This is a genomic window from Enterobacter sp. MGH119 (genome assembly GCF_001037675.1).
Lineage (GTDB): Bacteria > Pseudomonadota > Gammaproteobacteria > Enterobacterales > Enterobacteriaceae > Enterobacter > Enterobacter hormaechei_C.
The window spans coordinates 224083-243071 of sequence record NZ_KQ089930.1 but is presented as its reverse complement, the minus strand read 5'-3'; the positions used below and the strand labels follow the sequence as shown (position 1 = coordinate 243071).

Annotated in this window: 14 protein-coding genes; 12 read left to right on the top strand and 2 right to left on the bottom strand. The window is 56.4% G+C overall.

The window, feature by feature from the left end:
* The first annotated feature begins 268 nt into the window (after positions 1-268).
* The 7 genes from SK53_RS12515 (at position 269) to SK53_RS12485 (ending at position 7425) form a co-directional block, all read left to right on the top strand.
* Positions 269-598 carry a YqcC family protein gene (locus SK53_RS12515; RefSeq protein WP_003862740.1) on the top strand — a complete coding sequence of 110 codons (330 nt, stop codon included), beginning with the start codon at positions 269-271 and terminating at the stop codon, positions 596-598.
* Positions 595-1380 (top strand): tRNA pseudouridine(65) synthase TruC, encoded by a 786-nt coding sequence (truC, locus tag SK53_RS12510; protein ID WP_045337384.1) that lies wholly within the window; start codon positions 595-597, stop codon positions 1378-1380. Before SK53_RS12515 ends, truC begins: the two co-directional genes overlap by 4 nt.
* A 15-nt stretch (positions 1381-1395) precedes the next feature.
* Positions 1396-1845, top strand: a complete 450-nt coding sequence (locus SK53_RS12505) for a flavodoxin (RefSeq protein WP_023295346.1) — start codon at positions 1396-1398, stop codon at positions 1843-1845.
* Positions 1846-2153: 308 nt separating this feature from the next.
* Positions 2154-3509, top strand: a complete 1356-nt coding sequence (gudP, locus tag SK53_RS12500; protein ID WP_003862734.1) for a galactarate/glucarate/glycerate transporter GudP — start codon at positions 2154-2156, stop codon at positions 3507-3509.
* A complete protein-coding gene (locus SK53_RS12495; protein WP_048209711.1) occupies positions 3509-4849 on the top strand; it encodes an enolase C-terminal domain-like protein in 1341 nt (446 codons plus the stop codon). The genes gudP and SK53_RS12495 overlap by 1 nt, the downstream gene beginning before the upstream one ends.
* A 15-nt stretch (positions 4850-4864) precedes the next feature.
* A complete protein-coding gene (gene gudD / locus SK53_RS12490; protein WP_003862731.1) occupies positions 4865-6202 on the top strand; it encodes a glucarate dehydratase in 1338 nt (445 codons plus the stop codon).
* A gap of 77 nt (positions 6203-6279) precedes the next feature.
* A complete protein-coding gene (locus SK53_RS12485; protein ID WP_032610054.1) occupies positions 6280-7425 on the top strand; it encodes a glycerate kinase in 1146 nt (381 codons plus the stop codon).
* A gap of 50 nt (positions 7426-7475) precedes the next feature.
* Here the strand turns inward: SK53_RS12485 and barA are convergent, their stop codons facing one another.
* A complete protein-coding gene (barA, locus tag SK53_RS12480) occupies positions 7476-10235 on the bottom strand; it encodes a two-component sensor histidine kinase BarA (protein ID WP_003862726.1) in 2760 nt (919 codons plus the stop codon).
* 57 nt (positions 10236-10292) lie between these two features.
* Here barA and rlmD point away from each other — a divergent pair, with 57 nt between their 5' ends.
* The 5 genes from rlmD (at position 10293) to eno (ending at position 17975) form a co-directional block, all read left to right on the top strand.
* Complete coding sequence (gene rlmD, locus SK53_RS12475; RefSeq protein WP_048209536.1) at positions 10293-11591, top strand: 23S rRNA (uracil(1939)-C(5))-methyltransferase RlmD; 1299 nt, start codon at positions 10293-10295, stop codon at positions 11589-11591.
* A gap of 51 nt (positions 11592-11642) precedes the next feature.
* Positions 11643-13874: a GTP diphosphokinase gene (relA, locus tag SK53_RS12470; protein WP_003862722.1), complete on the top strand. Its 2232-nt coding sequence runs from the start codon at positions 11643-11645 to the stop codon at positions 13872-13874.
* A gap of 67 nt (positions 13875-13941) precedes the next feature.
* Positions 13942-14733 carry a nucleoside triphosphate pyrophosphohydrolase gene (mazG, locus tag SK53_RS12465; protein ID WP_003862720.1) on the top strand — a complete coding sequence of 264 codons (792 nt, stop codon included), beginning with the start codon at positions 13942-13944 and terminating at the stop codon, positions 14731-14733.
* A 223-nt stretch (positions 14734-14956) separates the two neighbouring features.
* Complete coding sequence (gene pyrG, locus SK53_RS12460; RefSeq protein ID WP_003862718.1) at positions 14957-16594, top strand: glutamine hydrolyzing CTP synthase; 1638 nt, start codon at positions 14957-14959, stop codon at positions 16592-16594.
* An 82-nt stretch (positions 16595-16676) separates the two neighbouring features.
* Positions 16677-17975: a phosphopyruvate hydratase gene (gene eno / locus SK53_RS12455; RefSeq protein ID WP_006811784.1), complete on the top strand. Its 1299-nt coding sequence runs from the start codon at positions 16677-16679 to the stop codon at positions 17973-17975.
* Between the two features lie 52 nt (positions 17976-18027).
* Here eno and SK53_RS12450 read toward each other — a convergent pair whose 3' ends face one another.
* Complete coding sequence (locus tag SK53_RS12450; protein WP_015571725.1) at positions 18028-18852, bottom strand: MurR/RpiR family transcriptional regulator; 825 nt, start codon at positions 18850-18852, stop codon at positions 18028-18030.
* Between the last annotated feature and the right edge of the window lie 137 nt (positions 18853-18989).

The window sequence follows — 18989 nt, the reverse complement described above, 5'->3', positions numbered from 1 at the left end:
CGGTCAGGATGGTCGGTGGGTCAGGATGGCCAGGACGTTTCAGGATGAAACCTACACATCAGGACGATGTGAGCAGGAAGCAAAAGGTAAAGGGATGACCAGGCCTTCGGGCATCAGGAAAAGTTGTCACGGATGAGCAGGGAGCACGTATTGTAGCTGGAATGCTGCGAAACGAACCGGGAGCACTGTTTTTACAGTGCTCCCTTTTTTATTTCTGTCTTCCGCAATGCTATGCTTCGCGCCATTCCGTTTTTCAGTTGAGGTATATATGTCGCATCATGACAGCGTTCGTGCGCAGTTGCACGCCATCGAAGCCCTTATGCGCCAGCATCAGCTGTGGCAGGATAACGCGCCGCAGCCAGACGCGTTCGCCAGCACCCAACCGTTTTGTCTGGATACGCTGGACCCGTTCGAGTGGCTCCAGTGGGTCTTAATTCCGCGTATGCATGCGCTGCTGGAAGGTGGCCACGCGTTGCCCGCGTCTTTTGCCGTCTCTCCCTATTACGAAATGGCGCTGGAAGCGACCCACCCGGCGCGTGCCATGATGCTGGTGGAGCTGGAGAAGCTGGATGCGCTTTTCGCCGGTGACGATGCATGACGCTTGAGATCCTTTATCAGGATGAGTGGTTAGTGGCGGTGAATAAACCGTCCGGCTGGCTGGTGCACCGTAGCTGGCTCGATCGCGATGAGAAAGTGGTGGTCATGCAAACCGTGCGCGATCAAATCGGTCAGCACGTTTTTACTGCCCATCGTCTCGATCGGCCAACCTCTGGTGTTCTGCTGATGGGGCTTTCCAGTGAGGCCGGGCGCCTGCTGGCGCAGCAGTTTGAACAGCACCAGATCCAGAAACGCTACCACGCCATCGTGCGTGGCTGGCTGATGGATTCCGCCACGCTTGATTATCCCCTGGTGGAGGAACTGGATAAAATCGCCGATAAATTTGCCCGCGAAGATAAAGGCCCGCAGCCAGCGGTGACCGACTATCGTGGTATGGCGACCACAGAACTGCCGGTGGCGACCAGCAAATTTCCGACCACGCGATACAGTCTGGTGGAGCTTTTGCCCAAAACCGGGCGCAAGCACCAGCTTCGCCGTCACCTTGCACATCTGCGCCACCCCATTATCGGCGACAGCAAGCACGGCGATCTGCGCCAGAACCGCAGCGCGGCCGAGCACTTTGGCTGTAACCGGCTGATGCTGCACGCCAGCGAGCTACGCCTGACGCACCCGTTTACCGGCGAACCGCTGACTATTCGCGCGGGGCTGGACAAGGTCTGGATGCAGGCGCTGTCACAGTTTGGCTGGCTGGGACAACTCCCCGAAAATGAAAGGGTTGAGTTTGCCGCAGGCAACGTTCAGGATGAACAGCAAGCGCAATAATTACGGGAGCAAAGCATGGCTGAAGTAGGCATTTTTGTCGGGACAATGTACGGCAACTCGCTGCTGGTGGCGGAGGAAGCGGAAGCAATCCTCGTAAACCAGGGCCATAAAGCAACGGTCTATGAAGATCCGGAGCTGGCGGACTGGGAAAAATATAAAGATAAATACATCCTGGTGGTGACCTCCACCACCGGGCAGGGCGATCTACCGGACAGCATCGTCCCGCTTTTCCAGGGCATTAAAGACCAGCTTGGTTATCAGCCAGATGTTCACTATGGCATCATTGCCCTCGGCGATAGCTCTTACGCCAATTTCTGCGGCGGCGGTAAGCAGTTCGACGCGCTGTTGCAGGAACAGAGCGCTCAGCGCGTCGGAGAGATGTTGCTGATTGATGCAGGTGAACACCCTGAGCCAGAAAGCGAGTCAAATCCCTGGGTTGAACACTGGGCCACGCTCCTGAACTAACCCTGTACTAAACGAACGCCAGGCCGGGTAAGGCGAAGCCGCCACCCGGCAACGAAGCCGCACCCTATCCTCAATTCCGTGAAGTATCTTCCACCACTTTGGGCTTATGCCCCAAACCACGTTCCCCACGCCCGTCAATGTTGTGTTCCTGCACGGTGAGAGAACCGGTCACTCCTTCATATACTTTTCCCGTCACTATAAAACGGCTTCTGGCCGTACCAAAACCAAACACAAATCTCTCATTCTGATTACCCTACAGGTGCTGTACAGAATGAACCAGGCGAAAGCTATGTTTCAGGAGTGCAACAATGAGTACATTAAGCCACGCGGCGAGCAGCGCTGAGAAGCGCACCAACGCCCGCTACTGGATAGTGGTGATGCTGTTTATCGTCACCTCTTTCAACTACGGCGACCGTGCCACGTTATCCATTGCCGGCTCTGAGATGGCAAAGGACATCGGACTTGATCCGGTGGGTATGGGGTATGTTTTCTCCGCATTTTCATGGGCCTACGTAATCGGCCAAATCCCTGGCGGCTGGCTGCTGGACCGCTTTGGCTCAAAACGGGTCTATTTCTGGTCCATTTTCATCTGGTCGATGTTTACCCTGTTACAGGGCTTCGTGGATATCTTTAGCGGCTTCGGCATTATCATTGCGCTCTTTACCCTCCGCTTCCTGGTGGGCTTAGCGGAAGCGCCATCGTTCCCTGGCAACAGCCGTATTGTGGCCGCCTGGTTCCCGGCGCAGGAGAGGGGTACGGCGGTAGCGATCTTTAACTCGGCGCAATACTTTGCGACGGTTATTTTCGCGCCAATCATGGGCTGGCTGACGCATGAGGTGGGCTGGTCACACGTCTTCTTCTTCATGGGCGGGCTGGGGATCGTCATCAGCTTCATCTGGCTGAAAGTGATCCACGAACCAAACCAGCATCCGGGCGTGAACAAGAAAGAGCTGGACTACATTGCTGAAGGCGGGGCGCTGATCAACATGGATCAGAAAACCCAGAAAGCTAAGGTCCCGTTCAGCCAGAAATGGGGGCAGATCAAACAACTCGTCGGCTCACGAATGATGATCGGTATCTATCTCGGCCAGTATTGCATTAACGCCTTAACCTACTTCTTCATCACCTGGTTCCCGGTTTACCTGGTGCAGGCGCGCGGCATGTCGATTCTGAAGGCGGGGTTTGTCGCCTCCGTGCCGGCCATCTGCGGCTTCGTGGGTGGGGTGCTTGGCGGGGTCATCTCCGACTGGTTGATGCGTCGTACCGGTTCGCTGAATATTGCGCGTAAAACGCCAATCGTGCTCGGCATGCTGCTCTCCATGACCATGGTGTTCTGTAACTACGTCAGCGCGGAGTGGATGATTATCGGCTTTATGGCGATGGCCTTCTTCGGTAAAGGCATTGGCGCACTGGGCTGGGCGGTGATGGCAGATACCGCGCCGAAAGAGATCAGCGGCCTGAGCGGCGGTCTGTTCAACATGTTTGGCAACATTTCCGGCATTGTCACCCCAATCGCTATCGGTTACATCGTCGGCACCACCGGCTCCTTCAATGGTGCGCTGATTTATGTAGGCGTCCATGCGCTGGTGGCGGTACTCAGTTACCTGGTGCTGGTGGGTGACATCAAACGAATCGAACTGAAACCTGTTGGGGAGCGCGGATGATGACAACGCAATCACGCCCGATCGTGACGGAGATGAAGGTCATCCCGGTGGCGGGGCAGGACAGCATGCTGCTCAACATTGGTGGCGCGCATAACGCCTGGTTCACCCGCAACATTGTGGTGCTGACCGACAGCGCAGGGAACACCGGCGTCGGGGAAGCGCCTGGCGGAGAGGTGATTTACCAGACGCTGGTCGACGCCATCCCGCAGGTGGTTGGGCAGGAGGTCGCCCGTCTCAACAAGGTGGTTCAGCGGGTGCATAAGGGCAACCAGTCGGCGGATTTTGATACCTTCGGCAAAGGTGCCTGGACGTTTGAACTGCGCGTTAACGCGGTGGCGGCGCTGGAGGCGGCTCTCCTCGATTTACTGGGCAAGGCGCTGAACGTGCCGGTCTGCGAACTGCTGGGGCCAGGCAAACAGCGTGATGCGGTAACGGTGCTGGGCTATCTGTTCTACGTTGGCGACCGGACTAAAACCGATCTGCCGTATCTGGAACGCTCGCCGGGTACCCACGAGTGGTATCACCTGCGTCATCAGGAGGCGCTCTCTGGCGAGGCGGTGGTACGCCTGGCAGAGGCGGCGCAGGATCGCTACGGCTTTAAAGACTTCAAGCTGAAAGGCGGCGTTCTGCCGGGCGAGCAGGAGATTGACAGCGTGCGCGCGTTGAAAAAACGCTTCCCGGAGGCACGCATCACCGTCGATCCGAACGGCGCCTGGCTGCTGGATGAAGCTATCGCGCTGTGCAAAGGGCTGGGCGACGTGCTGACCTACGCGGAAGATCCGTGCGGTGCCGAGCAGGGCTTTTCTGGCCGCGAGGTGATGGCCGAATTCCGCCGCGCTACCGGGGTGCCGGTTGCGACCAACATGATCGCCACCAACTGGCGCGAAATGGGCCATGCGGTGATGCTGAATGCGGTGGACATACCGCTGGCGGACCCGCACTTCTGGACCCTTTCCGGCGCGGTGCGCGTGGCGCAGCTGTGCGATGACTGGGGCTTCACCTGGGGCTGCCACTCCAATAATCATTTCGACATTTCGCTGGCGATGTTTACCCACGTTGGCGCGGCGGCGCCGGGCAACCCGACCGCCATCGATACGCACTGGATCTGGCAGGAAGGCGAAGCGCGCCTGACCAAAAATCCACTTGAAATCAAAAACGGCACAATTGCCGTACCGGATGCGCCGGGGCTGGGCGTGGAGCTTGACTGGGATCAGATCCACAAGGCGCATGAAGCGTATAAAAAATTGCCGGGCGGCGCGCGCAACGACGCAGGCCCGATGCAGTACCTTATCCCCGGCTGGACATTTGACCGTAAGCGCCCTGTATTTGGACGTCACTGATAAAAGGATCGAACGATGAGCACATTTTCTACCCCTGTAGTTACCTCCATGCAGATCATTCCTGTCGCGGGACATGACAGCATGCTGATGAACCTGAGCGGCGCCCATGCGCCGTTCTTCACCCGTAATATTGTGGTGATCAAGGACAACTCAGGGCATACCGGTGTCGGTGAAATCCCGGGCGGGGAGAAGATCCGTAAAACGCTGGAGGACGCCATTCCGCTGGTGGTGGGTAAAACGCTGGGCGAGTACAAAAATGTGCTGACTCGCGTGCGCACGACCTTTGCCGATCGTGATGCGGGTGGCCGTGGTCTGCAAACGTTTGATCTGCGCACCACTATCCATGTGGTCACGGGCATTGAAGCCGCGATGCTGGATCTGCTGGGCCAGCATCTGGGCGTCAATGTCGCCTCCCTGCTGGGCGACGGCCAACAGCGCAGCGAAGTGGAAATGCTCGGCTACCTGTTCTTTATCGGCAACCGCAAACTCACCCCGCTGCCGTACCAGAGCCAGCCGGACGAAAAATGCGACTGGTATCGTGTGCGTCACGATGAAGCGATGACCCCGGACGCGGTGGTGCGCCTGGCGGAAGCCGCGTATGAAAAATATGGCTTTAATGACTTCAAGCTGAAAGGCGGCGTACTGGCGGGTGAAGAAGAAGCAGAGGCGATCGCCGCGCTGGCGAAGCGCTTCCCGCAGGCGCGCGTCACGCTGGATCCGAACGGTGCCTGGTCGCTTGATGAGGCGATCAAAATCGGTAAGCAGCTTAAAGGCGTGCTGGCCTACGCGGAAGATCCGTGCGGCGCCGAGCAGGGGTTCTCCGGACGTGAAGTAATGGCGGAGTTCCGTCGCGCCACCGGGCTGCCAACCGCCACCAACATGATCGCGACCGACTGGCGTCAGATGGGGCACACGCTCTCGCTGCAATCGGTGGACATTCCGCTGGCAGACCCGCACTTCTGGACGATGCAGGGCTCGGTTCGCGTGGCGCAGATGTGCCATGAGTTCGGCCTGACCTGGGGCTCCCACTCCAACAACCACTTCGACATCTCGCTGGCGATGTTCACCCACGTGGCGGCCGCTGCGCCGGGCAACATTACCGCCATCGACACCCACTGGATCTGGCAGGAGGGCAACCAGCGCCTGACCAAACAGCCGTTTGAAATCAAAGGCGGCATGGTGCAAGTTCCAGCTACGCCGGGGCTGGGCGTTGAGCTGGATATGGACCAGGTCATGAAAGCGCATGAGCTTTACCAGAAACACGGCCTGGGCGCGCGTGATGACGCGCTGGCGATGCAATACCTGATCCCAGAGTGGAGATTCGACAATAAACGTCCGTGCATGGTACGATAAGCTCATTGGGACCGCTCCCATGAGTGATCCCTTACGTGGTGTATGCTTAACGTAACTAACATGCGTAAGGATGGCTTATGAAAATTGTTATCGCTCCGGACTCGTATAAGGAAAGCTTGAGCGCGCTGGAGGTGGCGACAGCGATAGAGGTCGGTTTTCGCGAAATTTTCCCGTCAGCGCACTATGTCAAATTACCGGTTGCCGATGGTGGCGAAGGGACGGTGGAAGCGATGGTGGCAGCCACGCATGGGCGTCTTGTCCATGTTCCTGTTACCGGGCCTTTGGGTGAACGCGTGGAAGGGTTTTTCGGGTTATCCGGAGACGGGAAAAGCGCCTTTATCGAGATGGCGGCAGCGAGCGGTCTGGAGCTTGTTGCTCCTGCAAAGCGTAACCCGTTAATCACCACCTCCTGGGGAACTGGGGAACTGATCCGTCATGCGCTGGATGCGGGCGTTAAGCATATCATTATTGGCATTGGAGGCAGCGCGACCAATGACGGTGGCGCAGGCATGGTGCAGGCGCTGGGCGTAAAACTGCTGGATGCGAAAGCGCAGCCCGTTGGGCCGGGCGGCGGCGAACTGACAAGCCTTGCGCATATCGATCTTAGCGGGCTGGACAAGCGGCTGGCAGACTGTCGAATTGAAGTGGCCTGCGATGTAACCAACCCCCTGATCGGCGAGACTGGCGCTTCTGCGGTATTTGGTCCGCAGAAAGGGGCGACGCCGGAGATGGTCAGGACGCTGGACAACGCGCTTGCGCATTACGCAAAAATTATCGCCCGGGATCTGGATATTGACGTCTTAAACCTGGCGGGCGGCGGTGCGGCTGGCGGAATGGGGGCGGCGCTGTATGCATTTTGCGGCGCACAGCTCCGTCAGGGGATTGAGATTGTCACCGATGCCCTGCATCTCGATGAACAGGTCGCGGACGCCGATCTGGTGATCACGGGCGAAGGGCGTATCGACAGCCAGACGATCCACGGAAAAGTGCCCGTTGGCGTGGCGAGAGTCGCGAAACGCTATAACAAGCCGGTTATTGGCATTGCCGGCAGCCTGACGGCGGATGTTGGCGTGGTGCATGAGCACGGACTGGATGCCGTATTCAGCGTGATTTACACCATCTGCTCGCTGGAGGATGCGCTGGAAAATGCGCAACAGAATGTACAGATGGCCGCAAGGAATATTGCGGCGGTGATAAAGATGGGGCAGGGGATGTCGCGTTAACGTTCGTGCTCCTGTAGGCCCGGTAAGCGAAGCGCCACCGGGCTTTGGTCTTAGCTCCCCAACACCTTCATTGCTTCCCGCGTCACGTTGTCCATCTCGTCCAGCAGCTCCAGGAACTCCGGTTCGAGATCGGATTCTGGCGTACCCGCGCGGAGCTGCTGTTCAAGCAACTGGCAGAGATTTTTCAACCGCGGTACGCCGCTGTAGCCGCAGCTGCCATGCAGTTTATGAATAGCTTCCAGCAGTCCTTCGGGGTTTTCACCCACCAGCTGTTCTTCAACCTTGTTACGGATCTCAGGCAGGAAGTCCACCAGCATTTGCAGCATATCGCGGGCCAGATCGGGTTTGCCTGCCGCCTGGCGCAGCGCCAGTTGCCAGTCAAACGTGGCATTCTGGTTAACGCTGATCTCCGGCGATTCAGCTGTAATGGTGTATGTCCCGCCAATGTGCCCCGGCTTGTAGCGCAGCAGCAGGCTGTGCAGCTTCTCTTCGTCGATCGGTTTCGCCAGATAATCGTTCATGCCCGCACCCAGCAGTTTCTCCTTTTGCCCCGCCATCGCGTGCGCCGTCACGGCAATCACCGGCGTCTGCTGCTGGTGCGGAAGCTGGCGAATCAACTCGCAGGCGCGGATGCCATCCATGCCCGGCATCTGAATATCCATCAGGATCAGGTCGAACTGCATCTGTTTGGCTTGTTCCACGGCTTCGGCGCCGCTGGTACACAGCTCAACGTGCTGAACCTGATCCTCAAGCAGCACGCCAATCAGCTTCAGGTTCGCCGGGTTATCGTCCACGGCCATCACCGTCATCGGCAGCTTATGTTCGTCATTTTCCAGCGGCAGGGACTGATGCGTCAGACGGCAATATTCAGTCAACGCAGGTAACAGCCGTGTGGCGGTGAGGGGTTTCAGCAGACACGCCGCCGCTCCGTCGTTTTTCAGCTCTTCGGCGTTGATTTGGGCGTGGCACGGCAGCGCCAGCAGCAGGTAGTCCGTCATTGAGGCCGCCTTCGCCAGGCGTTCCTGCTGCATGGTCAGTTCTCCGGTAAACGTCACCGGAATCCCCAACAACAGGATATCGTAATGATCGTTCGCCAGCGCGGAGAAGGTCGGGCTGTAGATGACCTCCAGCGGCGTGCTGCTTAATACATCCAGCGTACACTGCGCCGCCGCGGCGTTCGGTTCCACATAGGCCAGACGCATCCCTTTCAGGCAGCCGGTGACCGGGCCGTCGGTCTGCACGTTCGGGTTAAGATCAAGGTTGATATGGAACCAGAAGGTTGAGCCCCGGTTAGGCTGGCTGTGGAAGGAGATATCGCCTCCCATCTCTTTCACCAGCTTTTGGGTGATCACCAGCCCCAGGCCCGTTCCGCCGTGACGACGGGAAATGCTCGCATCGGCCTGGCGGAAAGCCTGGAACAGACGCGTCTGATCGCGCTCCGGAATACCGATGCCGGTATCCCGGATCTGCACTTCAATCTGGACTTTGTTATTACTGAGCGCCCTTTTTTCGACCAGAATGTCGATGTTGCCGCTCTCGGTGAACTTAATCGCGTTGCCCACCAGATTGGTAATGACCTGTTGCAGGCGCAGCGGGTCGCCAATGACGTTATCCGGCACATCATTTTTAATATTGAGCGTCAGTTCCAGACCCTTATCATGCGATGAGTGGGCAAGAAGCGTGACCACGTCATCCAGCGTGCTGCGCAGCGGGAAGGGAATACTCTCCAGAATCAGCTTGCCCGCTTCCAGCTTCGAGAAGTCCAGTACGTCGTTAATAATGGTCAGCAGGTTATTGGCTGAGCGTTCAATGGTATGCAGATGGTCACGCTGGGTTGGGTTAAGCTCGCTTTTGAGCGTCAGACGGGTAAAGCCAATCACCCCGTTCAGCGGCGTGCGCAGCTCGTGCGACATGTTCGCCAGGAATTCAGACTTAATACGCGCCGCCTCCTGAGCACGTTTTTTCGCCAGATCCAGCTCCACGTTCTGGATCTCCATCTGCTCCAGCGTTTCGCGCAGGTCAGAGGTGGCCTGGTCAACGTTGTGCTGCATCTCTTCGTGATAAGCCGCCAGCGACATCGCCATTGAGTTGATGCCGTTTTTCAGCATATCCAGCTCGCCGAGCATAAAGCCTTCCACGCGGCTGTCGAGCTGACCCCGGCGGATCCGGTCAACGGTATTCACCATGTTGCGGATAGGCCCCGTGACGTCGCGCATCAGTCGCCAGCCGAAGATCAGCGCTATGCCGATGCAGAACAGCATCATCACGCCGGAGATGAATATTTCTTTGTACTGCTGGAGCCGTACCGACTTAAGATCCAGCTCCAGCGCCACATATCCCAGCATATTATTGCTGGACTTCGCATCGGACTGGGCGGATTCATCGGGTGAATAGCTTTCGGAGATAATCGGCGTGCGCAGGATCATGATATCGCCTCGCCGCAACACCGTAAGATGACGCGGGAAGGGGGTACCATCCGGGATTTTCAGCGACGTGGGATCCAGATGGAAATTCGAGGTGACGAACAGACGGTTATGCTCATCGTAAACGGAAATGGCGCGCACAATCTCTGAATGACGGCGGTGCAGCACGCTGATTAACTGACCAATGGATTCACGGTTTTGCAGGTTCATACCGTACTCGCTGGAGACGGCCAGCGGTTCGATAATGCTGGCCCCGGCATCTTCAAGCTGTCTCTGCAAATCGTTATAGCGATGCACCACAAAGAAAATGCTCAGCAGCAAACCGATGAGAACGGTAGGAGCGAGGATCAAAATCATCATGCGCGCGCGCAGGCTGTAGTTGGTCATGGAGTTCCGTTATGGGACAATCAGGCTAATTATGTTTATTTGAGAACAATCTCGGCGATGGCGCAATTCTACTCTGCAAAACGACGCGTGACGACGCGTCAGATCATAACTGTTGAAGCCTCTGACCTCGATCCTTTTGGACAGGGGGTGGCGCGTCACAAGGGTAAAACACTGTTTATCACAGGTTTGCTGCCAGGAGAACGTGCAGATATTACGCTGACGGAAGACAAACGTCAGTATGCGCGCGGTCAGGTCAAGCGCCGTCTTAATGATAGCCCGGAGCGCGTGACGCCTCGCTGCCCCCATTTTGGCGTCTGCGGTGGCTGCCAGCAACAGCATGCCAGCACTGAATTACAGCAAAAAAGTAAAAGCAGCGCGCTGGCCCGCCTGGTCGGACACGACGTGAATGACATCATTGCCGATCGGCCCTGGGGCTACCGTCGCCGCGCTCGCCTGAGCCTCAGCTACCAGCCCAAAACCGAGCGGCTGGAGATGGGGTTTCGCAAAGCCGGCTCCAGCGATATCGTCTCTGTCACGCAGTGCCCTGTTTTGGTGCCCCATCTTGAGGCATTGCTCCCGGACGTGCACCACTGTCTTGCATCGCTGGATGGCGTGCGTTCGCTCGGCCATGTCGAACTGGTGCTGGCCAACAGTGGCCCGCTGATGGTGCTGCGCCACACCGCGCCGCTGTCAAAGGCGGATCGCGAAAAACTGGAACGCTTTTCGCATTCTCATGAGCTTGCGCTTTTCCTCGCGCCGCAAAGCGAGATACTTGAGCAGGTCAGCGGAGAAGCGCCCTGGTATGCGTCACACGGGCTACGCTTAACGTTCAGCCCGCGGGATTTTATCCAGGTCAACGACGGCGTGAACCAACAGATGGTGGCGAACGCGCTGGAATGGCTCGACGTACAGCCCACTGACCGGGTGCTCGATCTGTTCTGCGGCATGGGGAACTTTACCCTGCCGCTGGCCCGCAGAGCAGCAAGCGTGGTCGGAGTGGAAGGCGTTGAGGCGCTGGTGGCGAAAGGCCAGGAGAACGCCCAACAGAACGGTTTGCAAAATGTGACATTCTTTCATCAAAATCTTGAGGATGATGTCACTCAGCAACCGTGGGCTAAGCAGGGCTTTGATAAGATCCTGCTCGATCCGGCGCGCGCAGGTGCGCCGGGCGTGATGCAGCATATAATTAAACTCGCGCCTGAACGCGTGGTCTATGTTTCCTGTAACCCGGCGACGCTTGCCCGTGACAGCGAAGCATTATTGAGCGGGGGTTACCAGATTCGGCGTCTGGCAATGCTGGACATGTTCCCGCACACTGGTCATCTGGAATCGATGGTGTTGTTCGAGCACATCTAATGAGTTTGGCTTGTCGACTTCGACAGGCCCTTGTCCCTAAAGGAGAGGACGATGGTTGCGGTAAGAAGTGCACATTTAAATAAAGCTGGTGAGTTTGACCCTCAAAAATGGATCGCAAGTCTGGGGATTTCCAGCCAGCAGTCGTGTGAACGCTTAACCGAAACCTGGGCCTATTGTTTACGCACAACGCAGGGGCATCCGGACGCTGAACTGCTGTTGTGGCGCGGCGTGGAGATGGTTGAAATTCTCTCCATGCTGAACATGGACATCGAAACGCTACAGGCCGCACTGCTGTTCCCCCTGGCGGACGCCGACGTGGTGACGGAAGACGTCCTGCGTGAAAGCGTCGGCCAGTCCGTCGTGGCGCTTATCCACGGCGTACGTGATATGGCAGCCATTCGTCAGCTTAAAGCCGCGCAAACTGACTCTGTCTCTTCCGAGCAGGTGGATAACGTTCGTCGTATGCTGCTGGCGATGGTAGATGATTTCCGCTGCGTGGTGATCAAGCTGGCCGAACGGGTTGCCCATCTGCGTGAAGTAAAGGATGCGCCGGAAGACGAGCGCGTCCTGGCCGCCAAAGAGTGTACGAATATCTATGCGCCGCTGGCGAACCGTCTGGGTATCGGGCAACTGAAGTGGGAGCTGGAAGATTACTGCTTCCGCTACCTGCATCCGGCGGAATACAAACGCATTGCAAAATTGCTGCACGAACGCCGCATTGACCGCGAGCACTATATCGAGGAATTTGTCAGCGGGCTGCGCCAGTCGATGAAAGAGGAGAATGTGCGCGCCGAGGTCTACGGGCGTCCAAAGCACATCTACAGCATCTGGCGCAAAATGCAGAAGAAACACCTCGCCTTTGACGAGCTGTTTGACGTGCGCGCGGTGCGTATCGTGGCGGAGCGTCTTCAGGACTGCTATGCCGCGCTGGGGATAGTGCATACTCATTTCCGCCATCTGCCGGATGAGTTCGATGACTACGTCGCGAACCCGAAACCGAACGGCTATCAGTCTATCCATACCGTGGTGCTCGGCCCTGGCGGCAAAACGGTGGAAATTCAGATCCGTACCAAACAGATGCACGAAGACGCCGAGCTGGGCGTGGCGGCGCACTGGAAATACAAAGAGGGTACCTCCGGTGGAGGTCGCTCCGGTCACGAGGACCGTATCGCCTGGCTGCGTAAGCTGATTGCGTGGCAGGAAGAGATGGCCGACTCCGGCGAAATGCTCGACGAAGTGCGCAGTCAGGTCTTCGACGATCGCGTCTACGTCTTTACCCCGAAAGGGGACGTGGTTGATTTGCCGGCAGGCTCCACGCCGCTCGATTTCGCCTACCACATCCACAGCGATGTGGGGCACCGTTGCATCGGGGCGAAGATCGGCGGACGTATCGTACCGTTTACCTACCAGCTACAGATGGGCGATCAGATTGAAATCATCACCCAGAAGCAGCCAAACCCAAGCCGCGACTGGCTGAATCCGAACCTCGGTTACGTTACCACCAGCCGTGGGCGCTCTAAAATCCACGCCTGGTTCCGCAAGCAGGATCGTGACAAGAACATCCTTGCCGGTCGTCAGATCCTGGACGACGAGCTGGAACATATCGGGATAAGCCTGAAAGAGGCGGAGAAGTTCCTGCTGCCACGCTACAACTTCAACGAGCTCGACGAACTGTTAGCGGCGATTGGTGGCGGCGATATCCGCCTGAACCAGATGGTGAACTTCCTGCAAGCGCAGTTCAACAAGCCAAGCGCAGCGGAGCAGGATGCGGCGGCGCTGAAACAGCTCCAGCAGAAAACCTACGCTCCGCAGCAGCGCAGCAAGGACAATGGCCGCGTGGTGGTTGAAGGGGTGGGTAACCTCATGCACCATATTGCCCGCTGCTGCCAGCCGATCCCGGGAGACGATATTGTCGGCTTTATCACCCAGGGGCGTGGGATCTCGATTCACCGCTCCGACTGCGATCAGCTTGCAGAGCTGCAATCGCATGCGCCGGAACGTATCGTGGAAGCCGTCTGGGGGGAGAGCTACTCGGCGGGTTACTCGCTGGTGGTGCGCGTCACTGCCAACGACCGCAGCGGCCTGCTGCGCGACATCACCACCATTCTCGCCAACGAGAAGGTCAACGTGCTGGGCGTTGCCAGCCGCAGCGATACCCGCGAGCAGCTTGCCACCATCGATATGACTATCGAAATCTATAACCTTCAGGTGCTGGGCCGCGTACTCGGCAAACTGAATCAGGTGCCGGATGTGATTGACGCGCGTCGTCTGCACGGTGGCTAAACATCCTCTTCTGTAGGCCGGGTAAGGCAACGCCGCCACCCGGCTCAGGCATTTAATGGAATCTGTTATGACTCAAATCGACCGCCTGCTTGGCATCATGAAACGCCTGCGCGATCCGGAAAACGGCTGCCCGTGGGATAAAGAGCAGACTTTCGCCACCATTGCGCCTTACACGCTGGAAGAGACCTACGAAGTGCTGGACGCCATTTCACGCGAGGATTTCGACGATCTGCGCGGTGAGCTGGGCGACCTGCTGTTCCAGGTGGTGTTCTACGCGCAGATGGCGCAGGAAGAGGGGCGCTTTAACTTTGACGATATCTGCGCCGCTATCAGCGACAAGCTGGAGCGTCGTCATCCGCATATCTTTGGTGATGCCTCCGCAGGCAACAGTGCGGAAGTGCTGGCGCGCTGGGAGCAGATAAAAAGCGCTGAACGCGCTGAAAAATCCCAGCACTCGGCGCTGGACGACATTCCCCTGAACCTTCCCGCGCTGATGCGCGCGCACAAAATTCAAAAGCGCTGCTCGGCGGTAGGGTTTGACTGGACCTCTCTCGGCCCGGTGCTGGAAAAAGTACACGAAGAGATCGACGAAGTGATGCATGAAGCGCAGCAGGCCGTTGTGGATGAAGCAAAGCTGGAAGAGGAGATGGGCGATCTGCTGTTTGCAACCGTCAACCTTTCACGCCACCTCGGTGTAAAAGCGGAAACCGCCCTGCAAAAAGCGAACATTAAATTCGAACGACGCTTTCGCGAAGTTGAGCGGATTGTGGCCTCGCGCGGCCTGGAAATGAGCGGGATTGACCTCGACGCGATGGAAGAAGTCTGGCAGGAAGTAAAACGCCAGGAACATGATCTCTAACGAGATTTTGCGATCAAGCGCAATTTGTGTGATTTTTTAAATGACAAGCGCTTGATTTGCGTCAAAAACATTTACCCAAAAGGGGCTATTTTCTCACTCCTTATGTTTGTCATGGCCTGGAATGGAGACGGAGAATGAAAGTTTGTGGCGCTCGTCGTGTTCGGGTATACTACTTTCCCGTCCTGGTTATTCCATCGTTTCACCCTAACTTCTCAGGTTCAGCATGACAACGAACTATATTTTTGTGACCGGCGGGGTCGTATCCTCTCTGGGTAAAGGCATTGCCGCAGCCTCCCTCGCAGCCATTCTTGAAGCCCGTGGCCTCAATGTGACCATGATGAAACTGGATCCGTACATCAACGTCGATCCTGGCACCATGAGCCCAACCCAACACGGGGAAGTGTTCGTTACTGAAGACGGCGCTGAAACCGATCTGGATCTTGGCCACTACGAGCGTTTCATCCGTACCAAAATGACCCGTCGTAACAACTTTACGACTGGTCGTATCTACTCTGACGTTCTGCGTAAAGAGCGCCGTGGTGACTACCTGGGCGCGACCGTGCAGGTCATCCCACACATCACTAACGCCATTAAAGAGCGTGTCCTTGCCGGTGGCGAAGGGCATGACGTTGTGCTGGTTGAAATCGGCGGTACCGTGGGGGATATCGAATCCCTGCCATTCCTCGAAGCGATTCGTCAGCTGGCGGTAGATATTGGTCGTGAGCACGCGCTGTTCATGCACCTGACGCTGGTGCCTTACATGGCGGCAGCAGGTGAAGTGAAAACCAAACCGACTCAGCACTCTGTTAAAGAGCTGCTCTCCATCGGTATTCAGCCTGACATCCTGGTTTGCCGTTCCGATCGCGCGATTCCGGCGAACGAACGTGCGAAAATTGCATTGTTCTGTAACGTGCCTGAAAAAGCCGTTATTTCAATGAAAGATGTCGATTCCATTTATAAAATTCCGGGCCTGTTGAAATCACAGGGTCTGGACGATTATATTTGTAAACGATTCAGCTTGAACTGTCCGGAAGCTAACCTGTCTGAATGGGAGCAGGTGATTTACGAAGAAGCCAATCCGGGCGGCGAAGTGACTATCGGTATGGTCGGCAAGTACATCGAACTGCCAGATGCCTATAAGTCAGTTATCGAAGCGCTGAAACACGGTGGTCTGAAGAATCGCGTCTCTGTGAACATCAAGCTGATTGATTCGCAGGATGTGGAGACGCGCGGCGTCGAAATTCTCAAAGATCTGGATGCGATTCTCATCCCTGGCGGCTTCGGCTACCGTGGTGTTGAAGGCAAGATCGCCACTGCACGCTATGCGCGTGAAAACAATATTCCATACCTCGGTATCTGCCTGGGTATGCAGGTTGCGCTGATTGAATTTGCGCGCAACGTAGCGGGAATGGAAAACGCGAACTCTACGGAATTTGTGCCAGACTGTAAGTACCCTGTTGTGGCGCTGATTACGGAATGGCGCGACGAAGACGGTAACGTCGAAGTCCGTACCGAGAAGAGCGATCTGGGTGGCACCATGCGTCTTGGCGCACAGGCCTGCCAGCTGTCCGACGATAGCGTGGTACGCAAGCTGTACGGCGAGCCGGTCATCACCGAGCGCCATCGTCACCGCTATGAAGTCAACAACATGTTGTTGAAACAAATTGAAGCTGCGGGTCTGCGTGTTGCGGGCCGTTCCGGGGATGATCAGTTAGTCGAGATCATCGAAGTGCCTAACCATCCGTGGTTCGTGGCCTGCCAATTCCACCCGGAATTTACTTCAACGCCGCGTGACGGGCATCCGCTGTTTGCAGGCTTCGTGAAAGCCGCCAGCGAGTACCAGAAGCGTCAGGCGAAGTAAAAAAAGTTAGAACGGCAACGCGTACCTTTGGTACGCGTTGTTTGTCTGGAGTTTTAGTTTAACTTGTACTGAGGAAAATCTAATGTCCAAAATCGTTAAAGTCATCGGTCGTGAAATCATCGACTCCCGTGGTAACCCGACCGTTGAAGCTGAAGTTCATCTGGAAGGTGGTTTCGTCGGTATGGCAGCGGCTCCATCAGGTGCTTCTACAGGTTCCCGCGAAGCGCTGGAACTGCGTGATGGCGACAAATCCCGTTTCATGGGCAAAGGCGTACTGAAAGCGGTTGGCGCTGTTAACGGTCCTATTGCTCAGGCTATCGTTGGCAAAGATGCTAAAGATCAGGCTGGCATCGACAAGATCATGATCGATCTGGACGGTACTGAAAACAAATCTAACTTCGGTGCGAACGCAATCCTGGCGGTTTCCCTGGCGAACGCCAAAGCGGCAGCAGCAGCTAAGGGCATGCCACTGTTCGAGCACATCGCTGAACTGAACGGCACCCCAGGCAAATACTCTATGCCTGTACCAATGATGAACATCATCAACGGTGGTGAGCACGCAGACAACAACGTTGATATTCAGGAATTCATGATTCAGCCAGTTGGCGCGAAAACCCTGAAAGAAGCGGTACGTATGGGTTCTGAAGTGTTCCACAACCTGGCTAAAGTTCTGAAAGCTAAAGGTATGAACACGGCTGTTGGTGACGAAGGCGGCTACGCGCCAAACCTGGGTTCTAACGCAGAAGCACTGGCTGTTATCGCTGAAGCGGTTAAAGCAGCAGGCTACGAGCTGGGCAAAGACATCACCCTGGCGATGGACTGCGCAGCATCTGAATTCTACAAAGACGGTAAATACGTTCTGGCTGGCGAAGGCAACAAAGCGTTCACCTCTGAAGAGTTCACCCACTTCCTGGAAGACCTGACCAAACAGTACCCAATCGTTTCTATCGAAGACGGTCTGGACGAGTCTGACTGGGATGGTTTCGCATACCAGACCAAAGTACTGGGCGACAAAATCCAGCTGGTTGGTGACGATCTGTTCGTAACCAACACCAAGATCCTGAAAGAAGGCATCGAGAAAGGTATCGTTAACTCCATCCTGATCAAATTCAACCAGATCGGTTCTCTGACCGAAACGCTGGCTGCGATCAAAATGGCGAAAGACGCTGGCTACACCGCGGTTATCTCTCACCGTTCTGGCGAAACTGAAGATGCTACCATCGCTGACCTGGCTGTTGGTACCGCTGCTGGCCAGATCAAAACCGGTTCTATGAGCCGTTCTGACCGTGTTGCTAAATACAACCAGCTGATTCGTATCGAAGAAGCGCTGGGCGAAAAAGCACCTTACAACGGTCGTAAAGAGATCAAAGGCCAGGCATAAGCCTGAACCTTCGTTCTTATGAAAAAACCCGCTTCGGCGGGTTTTTTGTTTTCTATAGCAGAAGCGGCAACGTGGCGCTTGCCGTTTGCTGGCTAACGTCACCGTAATGGCTGTCTACTGCAATAAGGGAAGTGGTTAGCAGTTCAACCAGCAGCATCACGCCAACCTTGGCATTGAGCGCACCCGCGCTCAGCGGTCCCTCGGGTTTGGCTGCAACCAGCTGTAAATCGCTCAGGGAGGCCAGCGGGCTGCGAGGCGTATTGCTGAGCGCCAGTACCTTAACGCCCCTCTTGCGGGCGAGTTTCACCACGTGAAGCAGATCCCGTGTAGAGCCGGAACTTGAGATGGCCACCACCAGCGTCTCTTTCGAGAGCGTCGTCGCATTCATGGCGGCGCGATGCATATCGCTAAACAGCTGTGCAGGTTTGCCGAGTCGCAGCAGCTTGTAATGCAAATATTCCCCCAGAATCGCGCTGGCCGCCACTCCGTAAATTTGCACTGACTGCGCCTGATGCAGGGCCAGTGTCGCCTGTTCAAGCTGGGCCCGGTCGAGGAGTTTTGCGGTATCTTGCAGCGCCTGGACAGACTCATCCACCACGTTATCTATTGCATCTCCTGCCTGACGCTCAGGCAAACCCTGCTGAATATCCAGCGCAAGCGCCATTTTAAATTCGTTATACCCCTTACAGCCCAGCGTGCGGCAAAGGCGTGTGACGCTGGCCTCGCTGGTGCCGCTTTCACGCGCCAGCTCGGTGATCGTCAGGTAGAGCACCCTGGCAGGATCGTTGAGGACAAACTCCCCCAGTTTTTGTTGCGTTGGGCTGTACCCGGAAGCCTCCTGGCGTAGCTTCAGCAGCAGGTTTTCATGGTCCGACATGCTAGATCCTTAATGCGTTTCTCTGCCAACTAGTGTGGCGGAAAGCGGGGGAGAGATGCCAGTCATTTCGAAAAAGTATGATCGGTGTCCTGGTTTTTGGTGGTAATTTTCACAATTAAAAATATATGTGGTAAAAA